This window comes from Burkholderia sp. AU16741 (genome assembly GCF_002223345.1).
GTDB lineage: Bacteria > Pseudomonadota > Gammaproteobacteria > Burkholderiales > Burkholderiaceae > Burkholderia > Burkholderia sola.
Map to the genome: position 1 here is coordinate 411,216 of NZ_NKEZ01000008.1, position 18,386 is coordinate 429,601.

An 18,386-nucleotide genomic window follows, 5' to 3' on the forward strand; every position below is an offset into this window, starting at 1 on the left:
TCCGGCTCGTCAGGGGCGGCGCACGCGAGCGTGCACCAGGGATTCGATGACACGGCATGCGGCGTCGAATTCGACGGTCTTGTCGAAGAAGTAGTCGGCTCCCGCCGTCGCGCATGCCTCTCTGAATGCCGGCGCCGAGTGGTTCGTCAGCACGATCGTGACGATGCGCGGCGCGGCCTTCGACAGCATCCCGATCAGGTCGAGACCGCTGCCGTCCGCGAGCCGCACGTCGACGATCACCACGTCCGCACGGCTGATGCGGATAAGCGTCCACGCGTCCTGTCCGTCTTCCGCTTCGCCCACGACGGCGACGCCGCGGATCGCACCGACGAGCAGCGCGATCCGCTGGCGGACGGCAACCGCGTGATCGACGAGAAACACCCTGAGTGCGGCGGGGGACAGGCTGGCATTCATGCGGGCAGTATCGTGTTGCGCCGCCGAAATTGAAATCGGCCGAATTGGAACTTCATGTAGGCCGCTTCGACGCGGTGTAGGGCGTTTCCTACACCGCGTACGGGAAATCGCCGGTATGAATCCGACGATGCGATGCCGCGCGAGCGGCGCGAACGATTGGGCGGCGGGTCAGCCGGCCTCGCGCGCGGCCAGTGCGTCGCGCGCGGCGCGGCACGCGGCCAGATCCCACGCGGCGCAGCCGACGCTCTTGAACAGCAGCGGGCCGCCGCGGGCGAAGGTGCCGTTCAGCACGTCGGCGAGCGACGCGACGTGCTGCCAGTCGACCTGCGCGACGATCAGGTCGCCGGCTTCGTGGCGCGCGCCGGCCGGATCGTCGACGACGAGCCGGCTGCTCCGCACCGTGCTCGCGTCGATCTCGGCGGCATCCGCGGTGAACGCGCCGACGCCGACCACGAGCCGGCCTTCGCGCGCCGCTTCGCGGTAGACGGGCGTGCGGCTCGTCGTCAGCGTGACGACCGCGTCGATCGCGTCGGGAATCGTGTCGCCGTCGAGCGGTGCGAGCCGCGGCGCATGCGCGCGGTGGGCGGCGCAGAAGGCGGCCGCGCTGTCCGCGCTCGTGCCGCGCACGTGAAGGCGCGCGTCAGGGAAGATCGCCGCGAGCGCTTCCGCGTGATTGGCCGCCTGCTTGCCGGTGCCGATCAGCAGGATGTCGCGCGGCGCGGCGCCGTGCAGCGCCTGGATGCCGAGCGCGGTGATCGCCGCCGTGCGGCGGCCGGTGACGGTCGGGCCGTCGAGCGCGAAGCGCATTTCGCCAGTCGTCGCATCGTACGCGGTCACTTGGCCGAGGATCGTCGGCAGCCCGCGCGCGCCGTTGCCGGGACACACGTTCACGAGCTTGTGGCTCGCCAGGTCGTGGGCGCTCGACGGCATCGACAGCATCACGCCGCCGCGTTGCAGCGGCACGACCAGGCGTTCGGGGCTGACGATGTCGCCCGCCGCATAGTCGACGACCGCTTGCCTCAGCGTGGCGAGCAGCGCCGGGTAGTCGAGCAGCGCGGCCGTGTCGGCCGCATCGAAAACGGGAATCGGGGAAAAGGCGGTCATCGTGTCCGTCGTGGGCGTCGGTGAGCGTGGGCGGCGGACGCATGCCGCGGCCGCCGCAGGTCTGCCGGGTACCGTGACACAGGGCAGTGTGGATCGAATCTATACCACTTGCTGGCGCGTCGGCAACCCAGAAAATAAAGCGCGCCGGGGATTTTGGTTCTAATATCTGGCCAAAACGTTCGCTGCTGCGGCGCTGCCCGCGCCGCTCCGGTATAGTGCGAACCCATTCCAGATCCACGCCCGCGAACGGGCAGGAGCCAACCGATGATGTCCGCGCGTCCCGACTCACTCGAAGGCGGTTTCAGGCCGCTGCAGATCTACGAGCAGGTAGCCGAAAAGATCCGCGACGAGATCCGCGCGGGGCGCTACGCGGCCGAGTCGCGGCTGCCGTCCGAGCGCGAGCTCGCGGCGCTGTTCCAGGTCGGCCGGCCGGCCGTGCGCGAAGCGCTCGGCGCGCTGCAGAACGAAGGGCTCGTGTTCACGAAGCGCAATTCGGGCACTTACGTCGTCGCGGCACCGCTCGACGTGCTCGCGCAGCGCGGCGACGCGCACGCGGCATCCGAGGCCGACTTCAGCCCGACGTCGACGCTCGACGTGCGGCTGATCCTCGAGCCCGCGATCGCGCGCCTCGCGGCCGCCCACGGCCGCGCCGACCCCGGCGCCGAGCGCTATCTCGCGCAGATGGAAACCATCACCGACGTCGACGATCCGCACCAGCGCGCGCTGTGGAACGAGAGCGACCGGCTGTTCCACCGGCAGCTCGCGCTGATGACCGGCGACGCGCTGATCGTGAAGATCGCGGACGAGGTCGCGAAGACGATGGACCAGCCGCTGTGGAAGCGGCTGAAGGACGACGGCATCTACGACGCGGGCCGGATCCGGCTCTACGTGTCCGAGCATCGGTTGATCTACGAGGCGATCGTGTCCGGGGATGCCGATGCGGCCGCGTTCTATGTCGAACAGCACATTCGCCGCGTGCGCCGCGACATTGCGCCGAAGTGAAGGGCGTGCTTTGGTCTTTAACGTGACCAAAATCCTGATAATTATTTTGAAATTGCTTGCGATGTAACCACGCGTGTCCTACATTGGTTTCACACAAAACCAATCAGGAGACATCATGCGACACCTCGTGACCGCGCTCTCGGTGGCCGTTGCCGCCGGCGCGCTGACTTCCGCTCATGCGCAGGAAGTCGTGACGATCGGCCATTCGGCGCCGCTCACGGGCCCGCAGGCCGCCAACGGCAAGGACAACGAAAACGGCGCGCGGCTGGCGATCGACGAGCTCAACAAGGCCGGCGTGAAGGTCGGCGGGAAGACCGTGACCTTCAAACTGGTCTCCGAAGACGACCAGGCCGATCCGAAGGCCGGCGTGCAGGTCGCGCAGAACCTCGTCGACAAAGGCGTTGTCGCGGTGCTCGGGCCATACAACTCGGGCGTCGCGATCCCCGCGTCGCGCGTGTATTCCACCGCCGGCGTGCCGATTCTGCCGGTCGCGTCGAACCCGGCGCTGACCAGGCAGGGCTTCAGGAACATCTTCCGGATCGGCGCGAGCGACGAGCAGCTCGGCGGCACGATGGCCACGTTCGCCGCGAAGACGCTGAACGCGAAAACCGCCGCCGTGATCGACGATCGCACCGCGTATGGGCAGGGCGTCGCCGAGCAGTTCATGAACGTCGCGAAGGCGAACGGGATCAAGATCGTCGACCAGGAATACACGAATTCGTCGGCCAGCGATTTCCTCGGCATTCTCACCAAGATCAAGGCGGCCAACCCCGACGTGATCTTCCTCGGCGGATATGCGGCGCAGGGCGCGCCGATGGCCAAGCAGATGAAGCAGCGCGGGTTGCGGGCGAAGCTGCTCGGCGGCGACGGCATCTGTTCGGCCGACATGGGCAAGGTCGCGGGCGAGGCCGCGTCGATCGTCTATTGCGCGCAGGGCGGCGTCGCGCTCGAGAAGACGCCGGCCGGGCGCGAATTCCTGAAGAAGTACCACGACACCTATCACACGGATACGCAGGTCTACGGCGTCAACTACTACGACGGCGTGAAGCTGCTCGCCGACGCGATGGTCAAGGCCGGCACGACCACCGACAAGGCGAAGCTGATCGCGCAGTTGGCGAAGTCGAACTACGCGGGCGTGGCCGGCACCTACTCGTTCGACGCGAACGGCGACCTGAAAGGCGCGCCGACCACCGTCTACGTGATTCGCAACGGGCTGCCGGTACCGTACGCGAAGTAATTGCCGTACGCCCGTTACCGGACGGCGGCCCGGCCGCCGTCCTTCGTTTCAACGCATTCGATTTCCCATGAAAATTTCCCGATCCCTGTCCACCGTCGAAGTGCACACCGGCGGCGAGGCGTTTCGCATCGTCACGAGCGGGTTGCCGCGGCTGCCCGGCGACACGATCGTCCAGCGCCGCGCGTGGCTCAAGGAGAACGCCGACGAGATCCGCCGCGCGCTGATGTTCGAACCGCGCGGCCATGCCGACATGTACGGCGGCTATCTGACCGAGCCCGTGTCGCCAAATGCCGATTTCGGCGTGATCTTCGTGCACAACGAAGGCTACAGCGACCATTGCGGACACGGCGTGATCGCGCTGTCGACGGCGGCCGTCGAGCTCGGCTGGGTGCAGCGCACGGTGCCCGAGACGCGGGTCGGCATCGACGCGCCGTGCGGCTTCATCGAGGCGTTCGTCCAGTGGGACGGCGAGCATGCGGGGCCCGTGCGCTTCGTCAACGTGCCGTCGTTCATCTGGCGGCGCGACGTGTCGGTCGACACGCCGTCGTTCGGCACCGTGACCGGCGACATCGCGTATGGCGGCGCGTTCTATTTCTACGTCGACGGCGCACCGTTCGACCTGCCGGTGCGCGAATCGGCGGTCGAGAAGCTGATCCGCTTCGGCGCGGAAGTGAAGGCCGCCGCGAACGCGACGTATCCGGTCGTGCATCCGGAGATCCCGGAAATCAACCATATCTACGGCACGATCATCGCGAACGCGCCGCGCCATGCGGGTTCGACGCAGGCGAACTGCTGCGTGTTCGCGGATCGCGAGGTCGACCGCTCGCCGACCGGCTCCGGCACCGGCGGGCGCGTCGCGCAGCTCTACCAGCGCGGGCTGCTCGCGGCCGGCGATACGCTCGTCAACGAATCGATCGTCGGCACGGTTTTCAAGGGCCGCGTGCTGCGCGAAACGACGGTCGGCGACATTGCGGCCGTGATCCCGGAAGTGGAAGGCAGCGCGCATATCTGCGGGTTCGCGAACTGGATCGTCGACGAGCGCGATCCGCTCACGTACGGATTTCTCGTGCGCTGAGCCGCAGCGCCGCTCGCGCAGCCGTCGCGCGGCGTTCAGGGTGTCGTACCAGGTTTGGCGCGTCGCTCCGGTTGCCGGGCACGCGCCTTTTTTGCGTCGTGAGCGCCGTCGTCATTCCGCACCGCGTGTGCCGGCCCGGGGCCGCCGCGGGTCGGCCGGCCGCGCGAGTTTGGTACGATGCAGCCTTTTCAGCCGAGCTCCACCCGCGTGAATCGCCGAAACGTGTCGTCAGTGCGTACCTTGTGTGCCAGATGGGTCGCGCGCACCCAACCCGTCGCGGCGGCCGCCGTCGCGCGGGTCAAGCCTCTCGCCGCCACCGCGTGGCGCCATGTCCGCCACCCGACGCGCCGCGGCGCGCTGCTCGCGGCCGCCGCGGTGCCGGCGTTGTTCGCGGTGTACGTGGTCGTGCTCATCCCGTTCACGCCGGGCATCGGCGACATCCGCAAGGCGCGCGTCGACCAGCCCGCGCAGGTGCTGTCCGCCGACGGCAAGCTGCTGGCCGAATTCAAGCCGTCGAACCGCGAATGGGTGTCGCTCAAGCAGATCTCGCCGCACATGGTCGATGCGCTGATCGCGACCGAGGATCACCGCTTCTACGAACACCACGGTCTCGACTGGAAGCGCACGGCGTCGGCCGCGCTCCATACGTTCTCGGGCAGCCGCCAGGGCGGCTCCACCATCACGCAGCAGCTCGCGCGCAACCTGTATCCGGACGAGATCGGCCGCGCGCCGACGCTCACGCGCAAGGTGAAGGAGGCGATCACCGCGCTGAAGATCGAGGCCGTCTACAGCAAGGACCAGATCCTCGAGACCTACCTGAACACGGTGCCGTTCCTGTACAACGCGTATGGCGTCGAGATGGCCGCGCGCACCTATTTCGACAAGTCGGCCGACGAACTCGACGTGCTCGACAGCGCGACGCTCGTCGGGATGCTGAAGGGCAACAGCTACTACAACCCGGTGCTGAACCCCGAGCGCGCGCTGCAGCGGCGCAACACGGTGCTCGGCCAGATGGTGAAGTACGGCAAGCTGTCGCCGGCGCAGTTCGCGCAGTTGCAGCGCCGGCCGCTGCGCATCGATTTCGAGCGCCAGAAGGAGCCGCCCGGGCCCGCGCCGCATTTCGCGCAGCAGTTGCGCAAGTGGCTGATCGCGTGGGCCGACCGCAACGACTACAACATCTACTCGGACGGGCTGATCGTGCGCACGACGATCGACTCGCGGCTTCAGCAGATGGCGACGCAGGCGCTGACGCAGCACGGCAATCAGTTGCAGGGCATCGCGAACAACGCATGGAGCGGCCGCGACGGCTGCGGCACCGACAACGAGGTGTTCCGCACCTTCATGCGCGAATCGCCCGAGTACAAGGCCGCGCAGGACGCCGGCAAGGACGACGCGGCGGCGATGAAGATGCTCGCGGCCGACCGCGGCTTCCTGCGCGCGCTGTGCAAGACGAAGACCGACGTGCAGGCCGGCTTCCTCGCGATCGATCCGCGCGACGGGCAGATCCGCGCGTGGGTCGGCAGCCGCGACTTCACCCGCGAGCCGTTCGACCACGTCGCGCAGGCGCGGCGCCAGCCGGGCTCGACGTTCAAGCCGTTCGTCTATGGCGCCGCGTTCGCGAGCGGGATGAAGCCGGAGGATACGTTCATCGACCAGCCGGTCGAGATCCCGCTGAAGGGCGGCGAGATCTGGCGGCCGAACGACGACGTGCCGCCCACGGGCAAGCCGATGACCCTGCGCGACGCCATCGCGCTGTCGCGCAACCGGATCACCGCGCAGGTGATGGAGAAGGTCGGGCCGGCCGCCGTCGCGCGGCTGGCGCGCGACATGGGGGTGCGCGAAAGCCCGCTCGAACGCGTGCCGTCGCTCGCGCTCGGCACGAGCCCGGTCACGCTGAAGGAAATGGTCGCGTCGTACGCGACGATCGCCAACGGCGGGCTGTACGTCGAGCCGCAGATGGTCACGCGCATCGAGAATCGCCAGGGCGAGGTGCTCGCCGAATACGCACCGGCGCCGCCCGAGCGCGCGCTCGATGGCGAGACCGACAAGACGCTGCTCGACGTGATGCGCGACGTCGTGACGCGCGGCACGGGCGGCAGCATCCGCACGCGCTTCGGGATCCGCGGCGACGTGGCCGGCAAGACCGGCACGACGCAGGACAACGCGGACGGCTGGTTCATCCTGATGCAGCCGGGCCTCGTCGCCGGCGCGTGGGTCGGGTTCGACGACGGCCGCGTGACGCTGCGCAGCGATTACTGGGGGCAGGGCGCGCACAGCGCGCTGCCGATCGTCGGCGACTTCTTCCAGCGCGCGCAGCGCGCCCGGATCGTCGATACGAAGGCAAAATTCGATACCGAGCCGTCGCCGGGCTGGTTCGGGTCGCTGCGCGAGCGCGTGACCGATCTGTTCGACACGTGGTTCCCGCCCAAGCCGAAGAAGGCGCCCGCGCCGGTCAGGACGCAGCGCATCGAGCGCCCGGCCGAGACCGACGAAGGCGCGGCGTCAGAGGCGTCGGGCGCATCGGGCCCGGAAGCCGCATCCGGCGGCATCGTCGAGGAATGGGTGCCGGCGTCCGAAGTGGCCGCGTCGGCCGCGGCGCTGTCGGCGGGCGCATCGCAGCCCGCAGAGCCGCCGGCTAGCGCCAGCATGACGAGCGCAAGCAGCGCCGGTGTCGGCGCCGCCCCGTCGGCCGTGCCGGCTCCGCCACCGCCGCCGCCAGTGCCGGTGCCTGCCGCGCCCGATGCCACGGGCGCGTCGCAGTAGCGAAGCCGTTCAGATCCGCGCGATGCTGCCGTAGTCAAGTCGTCACGATAGCTCGCGCGGTCGCTCCGCGCCTCTCCGATGCGGCTTTCCACCGACTACGTCGCACTCGCGCACGTGCTGCTTCCCTACGAAACCGGCGGTCGCGTCGAGCAACTGGTGCTCGAGTGCACGGTGCGAGCCGTGCATGCGACCCGGCGGCCCCGGCGCTGACGCTGCATCATGCGGCGTTCGGCGACATCGATGCCGACGATCGGGTGCGCCTCAAGGCGTTGCTGTTCGACAGGCAGATGGCGTCGGCGGATCCCGATCGGCTGCGCTGATGCGTTGCCGGCCGTGCCGGATGCCGAGTCGCGGCATTCGGTGCGCGAGCGTCGACAATCGTCTGATGAATCGGGTTATTCCCGCGAGATTGTACGGTTTCCGTCAACAGTAAATTTGCGATTTAAGTATTTACCCTGATAGTCGGGCCTCCTAGACTTCTACTCATGCGCAACGACTCCGAGTCCGAAGCGCCTGACAAAACAATCCTGGAGGTAACGCATCATGAAATCGCTGATCAAGGCAGTTGCACTGGCCGCCCTCGTGGCCGCACCGGTCGTCTCGTTCGCCCAATCGAACCCGCAGCCGCTGACGCGCGCGCAAGTGCGCGCCGAGCTGGTTCAGCTCGAAAAGGCCGGCTACAACCCGAACGACTGGATCAACTATCCGGAAAACATCCAGGCCGCCCAGGCCAAGATTGCCGCCGCGCAGAACACCGGTGTACAAGCCGACGCAACCGGCTACGGTTCGAATCCGGTCGCGACGTCGCAGTCGGGCCAGCGCGCGGTCGTGCCGACCGTCAGCGACCGCTCGTCGGTGTATTTCGGCCACTAAACCGGCCGTTGTGTCGCGGTCCTCGGGCCGCGGCTTTAAGGCTTGTCGAGAAAGCCCGCACTCGTTTCAGTTTCGAGTGCGGGCTTTTTTGCGTCTTCCTCATCGAATTGCCGCCACACGAATTCCGGTGGCCGAATCGGTCGTGGATATTCGGCGGCGCGCATGAGCGAAGCGAAACGCCGGATGCCGGCCGGCGCCGGTTCGGTAACACCTTGCCGTGAACGGTCGCGCCCCTCGCAGCGCCGCACCCGCTGACAATCCGCCGCGGGTGCGCTAGCATCGCGGTCGATGTCGCCGCGGTAGCGCGGCCCATGCACACGGGGCGCAACAAGGCACCGGATTCCACACTTCAACGAACAACAAAGGAGCATCCATGCGTGTCTTGACCGGTCTGTTGGGCTCGCTGGCGCTGGTGACGAGCGTCGCCCATGCGCAGGCGAACTGTGCGGACGCGACGGATCAGGCGACGATGACGGCGTGTGCCGATCGCGCGTACAAGAAATCCGACGGGGAACTGAACCGAACCTACCAGGCCGTCACCGCGCGCCTGCGCAACGTGCGGCCGCTTGCCGACAAGCTCGTGGACGCGCAGCGTGCGTGGATTGCGTACCGCGACGCCGAATGCCGCTTTTCGAGCGCGAATGCCGAGGGCGGCAGTGCGTACCCGATGGTCGTATCGACCTGCCTCGACGATCTGACGAAAACGCGAACCGAAACGCTGAAGGGCTATCTGTCCTGCGAGGAGGGCGACCTCGCTTGCCCCGTGCCCGCGAAGTAACGCGTCATGAGCGGGCGCGCCGAGGCCCGCACCACGCCGGCTACACGTCGTCCGTTACACGTCGTCCGTTTCGTCGAGCAGCTTGTGCCGCATCGCGTAACGCACGAGCGCCGCTTCGTGCGGCATCTGCATCTTTTCCAGGATCCGGGTCTTGTAGGTGCTGACCGTTTTCGCGCTCACGCACAGCGCATTCGCGATCTCGGTCAGCGTCTGGCCGGCCGCGATCCGCCGGAACACGTCGAATTCGCGGTCGGACAGCCGCTGATGCGGCAGCGTTTCGGCCGGCTCGTTCAGGCTCTGCGCGAACTGCTCGGCCATCGCGAGGCTCACGTAGACGCCGCCCGATGCCACTTTCGTGACCGCGCCGACCAGTTCCGCGCTCGCGCTTTCCTTCGTCAGATAGCCGGACGCGCCCGCGCGGAACGCACGCACCGCGTATTGCTGCTCCGCGTGCATCGTCAGCACGAGCACGCGCAGCGCGGGCTTCTCGTCCTTGATCTGCTTGATCAGTTCGACGCCGTTGCGGCCCGGCATCGACAGGTCGAGCACGAGCACCTGCGCGGGCGTCGCCCGCACCAGCGCGATCGTCGACGGGCCGTCGAAGGCTTCGCCGGCCACCTCGAATCCGGTGGCGTTCTGGAGAATGTGCCGCAGACCGTCGCGTACGAGCGTATGGTCGTCGGCGATGAGCACCTTGATCATGTGATGAGCGTGTCCTGTTGAACGGCGCCGAGCGGAAACGCGACGGTAATCGAGAAACCGCGTGCGAGCGCGGTGTCGATGGTCACGGTGCCGCCCAGCATGTGTGCGCGTTCGCGAATGCCGATCAGGCCGAATGATTTGTCTTCGTGGGCCGGACCGCCGGGCGACGCGCCGCGGCCGTTGTCCGCGACGCGCAGCACGCAAAAGCCTTCCTCGATGTCGAGCCGCAACGTCACGCGCGTCGCATCCGCATGGCGCGCGACGTTCGTCAGCGCCTCCTGGACGATCCGGAACAGCGTGGTCGCGCCCGTGCTGGTGAACGTGAGGCCGCCCGTTTCGATGTGACGCTCGACATCGATCCCGTAGCGGTTCGTGAAATCGTTCGCAAGCCATTCGATCGCGGGCACGAGGCCGAGGTCGTCGAGCATCACCGGCCGCAGGTCGGCCGCGATGCGCCGCACCGACGCGACTGTCGCGTCGATCAGCCGCCGCATGCCTTGCAGATGTGTCTGCAGGCCGTCGGGCTGCGCGCGGCCGGGCATGCGCAGTTGCTGTTCGACGACCGACAGGTCCATCTTCAGCGCGGTGAGCTGCTGCCCGAGATCGTCGTGCAGCTCGCGCGCGATGCGGGTCTTTTCCTCTTCGCGCACGTTCTGCAGGTTCGCCGACAGTTCGCGCAATTCCTCGCGCGATTGCTTCAGTGCGTTCTCGGCCCGCTGCCGCTCGGTGATGTCGCGCAGCATCACCGTATAAAGCTTGCCCGACGCGTCGCGGATCTGCGAGATCGATGCTTCGATCGGGAATTCCTCGCCGTTGGCCCGTAGCCCGAACAGCACGCGCTGGCGGCCCATCTGCCGCTCGGACACGCCCGTCACGCCGAACTGGTCGACGTGTTTCGCGTGCGCCGCGCGGAACCGCTCGGGAATGAAGCGCGACAGCGGCGCGCCGATCGCCTCCATCGCGGACACGCCGAACACCTGCTCGGCCATCGGATTGAAGATCACGACCGTCTGCTTTTCGTCGATCGTGATGATCGCTTCCATCGACGAACGGATGATGCCCATCATCCGCGCCTCGTTGAGGATGCCGCGGCTGCTCGCACCGGCATCGGCGCGGCTGCGCAACAGCGCATGGACGAGCGCCGCGAACCCGAACGATGCGATCAGCCCGGCGGCGAGCACGGTGCCGGCCGCACGTTGCGCGCCGGTCGCGCTCGGCCGGCCGTCCGCGGAATAGGCGAGCGTCAGCGCGGTGCCGCCGAAATTCAGCAGGTCGGTGCGCCGCATCAGGTCGGGCGACGCCGACGCTTCGTCGGTCGTCGTCTCGACGCTGACGATCGCGCGCGAATCGCCGCTGGCGGTCATCCACAGATCGATCCCGCGTTCCGCGTCGAGCGCGCGCTCGACCAGGCGCCGCGGGCTCAGCGCCGCGAACAGCATCCCGTCGACGCCGGCTTCGCGCGTGCCGGACGGCGTGGCGGCGGCCAACGGCGAGGTCGTCACGGGCAGGAACAGCGTCAGGGTGCGGGCGTCGCGGGAGGCATCGTCGTCGGCAGGGTGGACGCCGAGCGCGATATCGCCGGTCCGCAGCGCGCGCGTGAGCGGCGCCGCGTCGGACGCGCCGAAGCGCACGACCGGCGAGCTCGAGGCGGGGGCGCTGAGCGTCGCTGCCGCGAGCGGATCGGCCGGCAGCGGCTTCGCGCCGGCCAGCGCGCCGCGCGCCGCGCGCGTCAGCGGCGCATAGCCGATCTGCCGGACCGGCGAGCGGCCGCTGTCGAGATCGAGCGTCTCCGCATACCGGCGCCATTGGCCGGGCGTCATGTCCGGGACGAGGCCGAAGGCGCCGCGCGCACCTTCGAGCACGGCGACACCGGCCTGCAGTTCATGCCGCAGCATCGCGGTCACGTGCGTCGTCCGGCGTTCGAAACGCGTATGAACGGCGGTTTGCCACTGTTCGCGCACGAGCAGCGCGACGCCGAGCGACAGCACGGCGCCCGCGCACAGCGCAACGACGCCGGCCGCGAGCGGCTGGCGTAACATGATCTCGAGGCGCGTGGGCTCTCGCGCGTCCCGCGTCGGGGTTCCACTGGCGGTCATTCGATGGCCATTCTGTTATTCGGGCTGCCCGGGGGCACTTGGGCAAGCGCGGCAAAACCGGGGGAAACTCGCACCGGCTGCATGCAACGACTATTTTCAAGATGAAATTGTGCGCGTTTTACACATTTTTTGTAATGGGGTCGGTTGAAATTGCGGCAAACGGCGTGAAGCAGCGGGCGCGCCGGCACGCTTGACGCGCGTCAACGCACGCGTCGGCACGTGGGGCAGACTGTTCGGCAGGCAAGCCGGCACCGGGCCGGCTCGCGGTAACGGGCCGTCGTTGCGCAAGTGCGCGACGCGCGCTCGGTCGGAGGACGGACCATGTACAAGCGGATTTTCGTCGGGCTCGACGGCAGCCCGAGTGCGCGTCTCGCGCTGAACGAGGCGATCCGGATCGCGGCCGCGTCCGGCGGCGAAGTGACGTGTGCTTACGTCGTCGAACATCGGCCGCAACTCGTCGACGTCGACGCCGGCTTCGCGGCCGAACGCGACGGCGACGTCGCCGCGACCGATGCCGCGACGCCGGTGCTCGACGACGCGAAAGCCGCGCTCGCGCAGCAGCATGTGCGGGGCACGGTGCGCGCGCTCGACGCGTACGGCGAGGACATCGCGACGGTGCTGATGCGCACGGCGGCCGAAGCCGACGCCGATCTGGTCGTGATGGGCACGAGCGGGCGGCACGGCCTGCGCAGGCTGTTGCTCGGCAGCGTGGCCGAATCGCTGCTGCGCGCGGCCGACCGGCCCGTGCTGCTGGTGCGGCACGCCGAGGCCGGGACGTCGGCGGCCGCGTAAGCGACGCGATACGGCGGCCGGCTGGCGGGCCGCGCGGCGTCGCGCGCTTGGTCGCACACGGGCGCGATCGGGCGGTCTGCGCCGTGCCACCGGTACGCGCGCCGGTGCGCGATTGCACGTCGGCGGTTGCATCCCGCCACGCAGTTCTGGCAGCATCGGCCGGTGTCCGCTTGTTCGCCGCGCGCATGGCCGCGGCGATCGACGCAGGGACATCCGGCGGCGCCCGATCGCAAGAATGAGGATCGGACAGCCCGCCGGATGCCGGTTTTCATCCTTACCGACGTCATCCGCCATGCCGATTTCCGCGACCGACCTGATTCGCCAGTTCGACCTGCAGCCGCATCCCGAAGGCGGCTATTTCCGTGAAACCTACCGCGCGACCGATTCGGTCGTGCGTCCCGCCGACGGCGCGCCACGTGCCGCGTCGACCGCGATCTACTATCTGCTGTGCGACGGCGCGTATTCGTCGTGGCATCGCATCCGCTCCGACGAGGTCTGGCATTTCTACGCAGGCGATCCGATCGAAGTGTGGGTGCTCGACGCGCGCGACGGGCTGACGATCCACCGGCTCGGCAACCCGCTCACGCATCCGGGCACCGTGTTCCAGGCGGTCGTGCCGGCCGGAAGCTGGTTCGGCGCGCGCTGTGCGTCGCCGGAGCACGTCGCGCTCGTCGGCTGCACGGTTGCGCCGGGGTTCGAATTCGCGGAATTCGAGCTGGCGGATGCCGCCGCGCTGGCGGCCGAGTTTCCCGACTACGCGGAACACGTCGCGCAACTCGCGCAGCGCCCGGACGTGTGACTGTCACGGTCGCGTCACGCCGGGCAAAGCCCGTGCGGACGGCCCGTGTTCCGCGCGGCCGCGGCCAAACCCGTTTAGAATGCGCAGGATGCACCGGTCGGTCGCGGACATGCCGCGGCGGCCGTTGCGCCGCCGTACCGACGGCCCTGTCGCGCGGCCCGCATGTCTTCCAGGAGCGCCGCCGTGTGGCACTTTCCCATTGCTATTCCATCGTCGCTCGGCCCGTGGGCCGTGTTCGCGAGCGTGTTGATCACGCAGCTCGGCGTGCCGGTGCCGGCCGTGCCGATGCTGATTCTCGGCGGCACGATGGCGGCGATGGGGCAGGCGTCCTGGGTCAGCATGTTCGCGGCGGCGATCGGCGCGACGATGCTGGCCGATTCGCTGTGGTTCTTCATGGGCCGCACGCGCGGCCGGCGCCTGCTGAACGGCCTCGTGCGCTTCTCGCTGTCGCTCGACACGACGCTGCGTTTCGCGCGTAACGTATTCGAAAGGTATGGCGCGCCGCTGCTCGTGCTGTCGAAATTCCTGCCGGGCCTCGGCCTCGTGTCGGCGCCGCTGCTCGGCACGACCGCGATCGGCATCGGCGTGTTCCTGTTCTGGGATCTGGCCGGCGCGTCGCTGTGGGCGGCGTTCTGGCTGATCGGCGGCGCGGCCATTCACGACCAGATCGTCCAGTTCGTGCTGTGGGTGCGCGCGAGCGGCGGCACGATTCTCGACGCGTTCCTCGCGATCTTCATCACGTTCCTGCTGTACCGCTGGGTGCGCCGCGTGCAGTTCCGCCGCTATCTCGCGCAGGTGCGCATCTCGCCGCCTCAGCTCGTCGAGATGATGACGTCCGACGAACCGCCGCTGATTTTCGACGCGCGCCCCAAGGCGATTCGCGAACGCGAGCCGTACCGGATTGCCGGCGCGGTGCCGGTCGATCTCGATTCGCCGGACCTGCTCGACCCGGAAGTGCTGAAGCGGCCGATCGTCGTCTATTGCGTGTGCCCGAACGAGGCGACCGCGAAGCGGCTCATCGCGAAGATGCAGCGCAAGAAGATGATCCACAACATCCGGGCGTTGAAGGGCGGGCTCGATGCGTGGGAAAAGCACGGGTATCCGGTCGAGCCGCTGCCGGCCGATCTGGATTCGTCGCGGTATTTCGTGCGGCCCGATCACGGTGGGCTGGAAGGCGAATATACGGTGCGGGCGACGTTGTCGAAATAAATACGCGTGCCGCTAATACGCACGCCGCATCGCACGCATTCAAATCCAACCACCAATCACCCACCGCGATTTTCCCCAAAATCGCCTGGCGTGAAGCCGCCGATCCTCCCTATAATCCCGCCTGCATATTGCGTGCGCTTGACTGCGCACATTCGACGCGCGTTCGTTCGCGCCGAAGGCGATGGATCCCGTTACCGCTCGTCACGCGCACAGCCGCGTCGCGCGGGCCGCTCGGGTGTATTCCATGAAAGGCCTTATCCGTATTTCCAGATTGTTCCGGGAATTACGGATAATCCGCGGCAATCCCAACCGAATTGCCACGGCATCCATGTCGTTTCTCATTCGGAAATCGACAGCAGGGATTATTTCGTTTTCGGCTGCCAAAATGGGCATGAACGACCGCGCATTATCATCGCCGCAATGACGGCGGCCCGCTCGCGGTCGCCAGGAGACGAATTTGAAACAACCAGAGGAACAGTTGCACCGTGGGCTGGAAGAACGGCACATCAACCTGATGGCGCTCGGCGCGACGATCGGCGTCGGCCTGTTCCTCGGCTCGGCATTCCGGCCGCCGCCGGCATCATCAACTTCGTCGTGCTGACCGCGGCGCTGTCGTCGTGCAACAGCGGCCTGTTCAGCACCGCGCGGATGCTCTACAACCTCGCGCAGCAGGGCCAGGCGCCCGCCGTGCTCGGTCGCGTGAATCGCAGCGGCGTGCCCGTGCATGGCGTGGCCGTGTCGGCTGCGCTGCTGCTGATCGGCGTGTTGCTCAACTATCTCGCGCCGCAGCACGTGTTCACGTGGCTCACGTCGGTGTCGACGTTCGGCGCGATCTGGACGTGGTGCGTGATCCTGGTCGCGCAGATGCGTTTTCGCCGCACGCTGTCGGCCGACAGGATCGCGCGTCTGCCGATCCGCGTGCCGTTCTATCCGCTCGGGTCGTTCGTCGCGCTCGGGTTTCTCGTGCTGGTCGTCGTGCTGATGGCGTTCACGCCGGATACGCGCGTCGCGCTCGTGATCGGGCCGGTGTGGATCGTGCTGCTCGGCATCGCGTACGCGCTGTTCTACGCGAACCGTCCGGCCGCGTCGATGCCGACGAAGTCGTAAGCCGCGCGGGCAGGGGGGCGGCGCGAGCGTTCGCGATCGTTGATCGCGATCATGCACGCGCGGGCCGGACGGCCTATGCTGAACGAACGCATCGCTTGTCCGCGCTTCGCGCGGCATCCCGCCGATCCCTGCGACCGCGGCGGCTAGCCGGCCACCGCGCGAAGCGCCCCGTCGTCGCCCGGCGATGACGGGCACGCACGGAGACCTTCGCCATGCAGCCTGTCCAGCCCATCCCGACGCTCGCGCGGATCGCGCTGGCCGTCGATCCGACGCCCGAATCGCTGACCGCCGCCCGTTACGTGCGCACGCTGCTGCGTCCCGGCATGCGATTGCGCATCATTTGCGCGATCGACAATCCGCGCCTCGTGTTGCCCGACATTCCGCGCATCGATGCGCTGCTGACGTCGGCACGCGAGGACATGATGCGCGAAGCGCAAGCCACCTGCGCGCGGATCGCGGCGCTGTTCGCCGACAGCGGCATCGAGGTCGAACAGGTGGTCGTCGATACGTCGGTCACGGGCGGCTCGGTCGCCGACGCACTGGTCGACGAGACGTCGACGTGGCACGCGGACGTGCTGGCGATCGGCGCGAATCCGCATCACGGGCTGTTGCGGCTCGTCGAAGGTGCGATGTCGGACGCGCTGACGAGACGCGCGCGCTGCGCGCTGCTGATCGTGCCGACCGCCTATGTACGGCCGTCGGACGGCACGCTGCAGCGGCTGATGTTCGCGGTCGACGGTAGCGAGCCGTCGCTGCATGCGGTGCGTGTCGGGCTCGGCTTCGCGGGGCCGACGACGTTGCTGTATGCGGCGTACGTGGTCGATCGCGCGGTTCGTCTGACCGATGTCGTGCCGGTGCGCGCGCTCGAGGATGCGTACCGCGCGGAGGGCGAGGATGCGCTCGCGAAGATCGGCCCGCTGTTTCATGCGACGGGCAATCCGACCAAGCGGGGCATTGTCGAAACGCATCCGACCAGCGACGACGTGGCCCATGCGCTGATGCGCGATGCGGTGCACTGGCGGGCAGAGCTGCTGGTGGTCGGCACGCACGGCCGTCGCGGCATCGCCGCCTGGCTGATCGGCAGCGTCGCGCGGCGGGTCGCGCATCTCGCGCAGGTGCCGGTGCTGCTGGTGCGCGGCGCGCAATGAGTCGCGGGTCGTCGTGATCGAAGCGCGCGCGGATTGACCTGCATCAGAAACGCAACGCATATCGCGTGAGACAGTGACGGAGCGTCCCGTGGCGCGGCTGGCCTGTCGTGCAAACGCGACCATCGCCGCGCCTGCATGCGAAAGGCGATCGCTGTCGCACTCGCCGCCACACTATGTTCGGACGCCGCGCCGCGTGTTTGTCCGGCGCGTCATCCAACCGGAAACTCTCTGGCACGAGGGTAGGCAACCAACGGTTGCCTTGGAGGACGGGCGGGGTGGAAGTCACCCCGTCCGCTTTCCGCCTGGCCCCGTCGAATTCATTTCCCCGCAGGCATGGTTTGGAAGGCGGCGCGTCATCGCGCGCGCTCACCTCGATACGGATCGCGGCGGACATGGCGCATGCACGGCGAGGCGCCGGCATGGCGCGCGTGTCGTGACGCGCAACCGATGCCCGGCCCCCGTGCAGTACGCCGGTGACGTACGCAGATCAGAGGGATCGAAGAATCGAGCGCAAGTCGTGCCGGCGGCCCGTGCCGCGACGTACTCGCGCATGCGGATGCACGACATGGAGCGGCGCACACGTGCTGCACGTGCGGCTGCGCAAACGATTCGCATGCGGCCAGCCGGGGCGCGCCTTGCGACGCGGCTCCCGCTCGGCCGGCGCGTCGGCTGCGTTGCGCGCGCGCAGTGCCGCGGCGAATCGCTGCAACGCGAGGACCGACCCCGCGACGCTCTGATACTTTTCGCGGCCGATCTGCCCGTCGAGCGTGACGAGCAATCCGGCCTCGCGTGCGAGCGCGAGCAAGGTGTGGAGGTCGTCGGGCGGACGGTTGCCGGCCGACGCGGCCCGGGCGGGCAGGGCGCGCGCGTTGCCCGACGCGTGCCGCTGGCCGTCCCGGCCCGGTAAATTGCGATGTGCCATGGTTGGTCTCCTGCGCCGGCCCCCGCGTGCCGGCTCGATGGCCGACTGAGCGATGTTCCGGTATGAACGCCTGGTTCATGTGATCAGTATCGTGTGGCGACCGCCCGCTGCCAAGCGGCGCGCGCTGAAGTCGCTGTCAGGAAATTGCGCGACGCTATCGGAATCCGCTGACACGCGCGGCGGCCAACTGGCCGCACCGCCGCGTTCGTCCGGCGAATGGATGGCCGCGGGCGCTTGACGCAGGATTTCGGACGGTCTAAGTTTCCCCACTGCATCGGCGTCGCGCGGCGTTTCACCCGCCGCTCGTCGCCCATGCCGCGCCCCGGGGTGGCGTGGCAAGGCTTCCATCCAGTCTCGTTCGCGAG

16 protein-coding genes and 2 pseudogenes are annotated in these 18,386 nt (G+C 68.3%); 13 read left to right on the plus strand and 5 right to left on the minus strand.

The features are described 5' to 3' along the window. Positions 1-9: 9 nt before the first annotated feature. Complete coding sequence (locus CFB89_RS22270; protein ID WP_089469758.1) at positions 10-414, minus strand: response regulator transcription factor; 405 nt, start codon at positions 412-414, stop codon at positions 10-12. Positions 415-582: 168 nt separating this feature from the next. Then, complete coding sequence (lhpI, locus tag CFB89_RS22275) at positions 583-1,518, minus strand: bifunctional Delta(1)-pyrroline-2-carboxylate/Delta(1)-piperideine-2-carboxylate reductase (protein WP_089469759.1); 936 nt, start codon at positions 1,516-1,518, stop codon at positions 583-585. A gap of 264 nt (positions 1,519-1,782) precedes the next feature. Here lhpI and CFB89_RS22280 point away from each other — a divergent pair, with 264 nt between their 5' ends. The 7 genes and pseudogenes from CFB89_RS22280 (at position 1,783) to CFB89_RS22310 (ending at position 9,246) form a co-directional block, all read left to right on the plus strand. Next, positions 1,783-2,520: a FadR/GntR family transcriptional regulator gene (locus tag CFB89_RS22280; RefSeq protein ID WP_069616537.1), complete on the plus strand. Its 738-nt coding sequence runs from the start codon at positions 1,783-1,785 to the stop codon at positions 2,518-2,520. A gap of 115 nt (positions 2,521-2,635) precedes the next feature. Further along, positions 2,636-3,757 (plus strand): branched-chain amino acid ABC transporter substrate-binding protein, encoded by a 1,122-nt coding sequence (locus CFB89_RS22285; RefSeq protein ID WP_089469760.1) that lies wholly within the window; start codon positions 2,636-2,638, stop codon positions 3,755-3,757. Positions 3,758-3,824: 67 nt separating this feature from the next. Next, on the plus strand, positions 3,825-4,832 hold the full coding sequence (lhpH, locus tag CFB89_RS22290) for a trans-3-hydroxy-L-proline dehydratase (protein ID WP_089469761.1): 1,008 nt from the start codon (positions 3,825-3,827) through the stop codon (positions 4,830-4,832). Between the two features lie 177 nt (positions 4,833-5,009). Next, the gene (locus tag CFB89_RS22295) at positions 5,010-7,595 is read left to right on the plus strand and encodes a penicillin-binding protein 1A (RefSeq protein ID WP_089469762.1); all 2,586 of its coding nucleotides are present in this window, start codon (positions 5,010-5,012) and stop codon (positions 7,593-7,595) included. 114 nt (positions 7,596-7,709) lie between these two features. Continuing rightward, positions 7,710-7,915: pseudogene (locus CFB89_RS22300) on the plus strand (pilus assembly protein PilZ); the annotation flags it as partial. A gap of 223 nt (positions 7,916-8,138) precedes the next feature. After that, positions 8,139-8,468, plus strand: coding sequence for a DUF4148 domain-containing protein (locus tag CFB89_RS22305; protein WP_089469763.1), 330 nt, complete (start codon positions 8,139-8,141; stop codon positions 8,466-8,468). A 373-nt stretch (positions 8,469-8,841) separates the two neighbouring features. Continuing rightward, complete coding sequence (locus CFB89_RS22310) at positions 8,842-9,246, plus strand: lysozyme inhibitor LprI family protein (protein WP_089469764.1); 405 nt, start codon at positions 8,842-8,844, stop codon at positions 9,244-9,246. 54 nt (positions 9,247-9,300) lie between these two features. Here the strand turns inward: CFB89_RS22310 and CFB89_RS22315 are convergent, their stop codons facing one another. Beyond that, entirely contained in the window at positions 9,301-9,948 is a 648-nt protein-coding gene (locus CFB89_RS22315) for a response regulator transcription factor (RefSeq protein ID WP_006479054.1), read from the minus strand. Beyond that, on the minus strand, positions 9,945-12,044 hold the full coding sequence (locus CFB89_RS22320; protein WP_089469765.1) for a PAS domain S-box protein: 2,100 nt from the start codon (positions 12,042-12,044) through the stop codon (positions 9,945-9,947). The genes CFB89_RS22315 and CFB89_RS22320 overlap by 4 nt, the downstream gene beginning before the upstream one ends. 321 nt (positions 12,045-12,365) lie before the next feature. On the opposite strand from CFB89_RS22320, the gene CFB89_RS22325 reads away from it, so the two are divergent. The 6 genes and pseudogenes from CFB89_RS22325 to CFB89_RS22350 all read left to right on the plus strand — a co-directional run bounded on the left by CFB89_RS22325 (position 12,366) and on the right by CFB89_RS22350 (position 17,099). Continuing rightward, positions 12,366-12,836, plus strand: coding sequence for a universal stress protein (locus CFB89_RS22325; protein ID WP_089469766.1), 471 nt, complete (start codon positions 12,366-12,368; stop codon positions 12,834-12,836). A gap of 292 nt (positions 12,837-13,128) precedes the next feature. Then, on the plus strand, positions 13,129-13,635 hold the full coding sequence (locus CFB89_RS22330; protein ID WP_089469767.1) for a cupin domain-containing protein: 507 nt from the start codon (positions 13,129-13,131) through the stop codon (positions 13,633-13,635). Between the two features lie 183 nt (positions 13,636-13,818). Beyond that, positions 13,819-14,844: a DedA family protein/thiosulfate sulfurtransferase GlpE gene (locus CFB89_RS22335; protein WP_089469768.1), complete on the plus strand. Its 1,026-nt coding sequence runs from the start codon at positions 13,819-13,821 to the stop codon at positions 14,842-14,844. 457 nt (positions 14,845-15,301) lie between these two features. Then, entirely contained in the window at positions 15,302-15,445 is a 144-nt protein-coding gene (locus CFB89_RS35010; protein WP_179233494.1) for a hypothetical protein, read from the plus strand. Further along, a pseudogene (locus CFB89_RS22345) lies at positions 15,397-15,951 on the plus strand (amino acid permease); the annotation flags it as partial. The gene CFB89_RS35010 and the pseudogene CFB89_RS22345, both read left to right, overlap by 49 nt. A gap of 212 nt (positions 15,952-16,163) precedes the next feature. Further along, positions 16,164-17,099: a universal stress protein gene (locus CFB89_RS22350; RefSeq protein ID WP_089469770.1), complete on the plus strand. Its 936-nt coding sequence runs from the start codon at positions 16,164-16,166 to the stop codon at positions 17,097-17,099. 487 nt (positions 17,100-17,586) lie between these two features. Here the strand turns inward: CFB89_RS22350 and CFB89_RS22355 are convergent, their stop codons facing one another. Then, positions 17,587-18,021 (minus strand): hypothetical protein, encoded by a 435-nt coding sequence (locus tag CFB89_RS22355; protein WP_089469771.1) that lies wholly within the window; start codon positions 18,019-18,021, stop codon positions 17,587-17,589. Between the last annotated feature and the right edge of the window lie 365 nt (positions 18,022-18,386).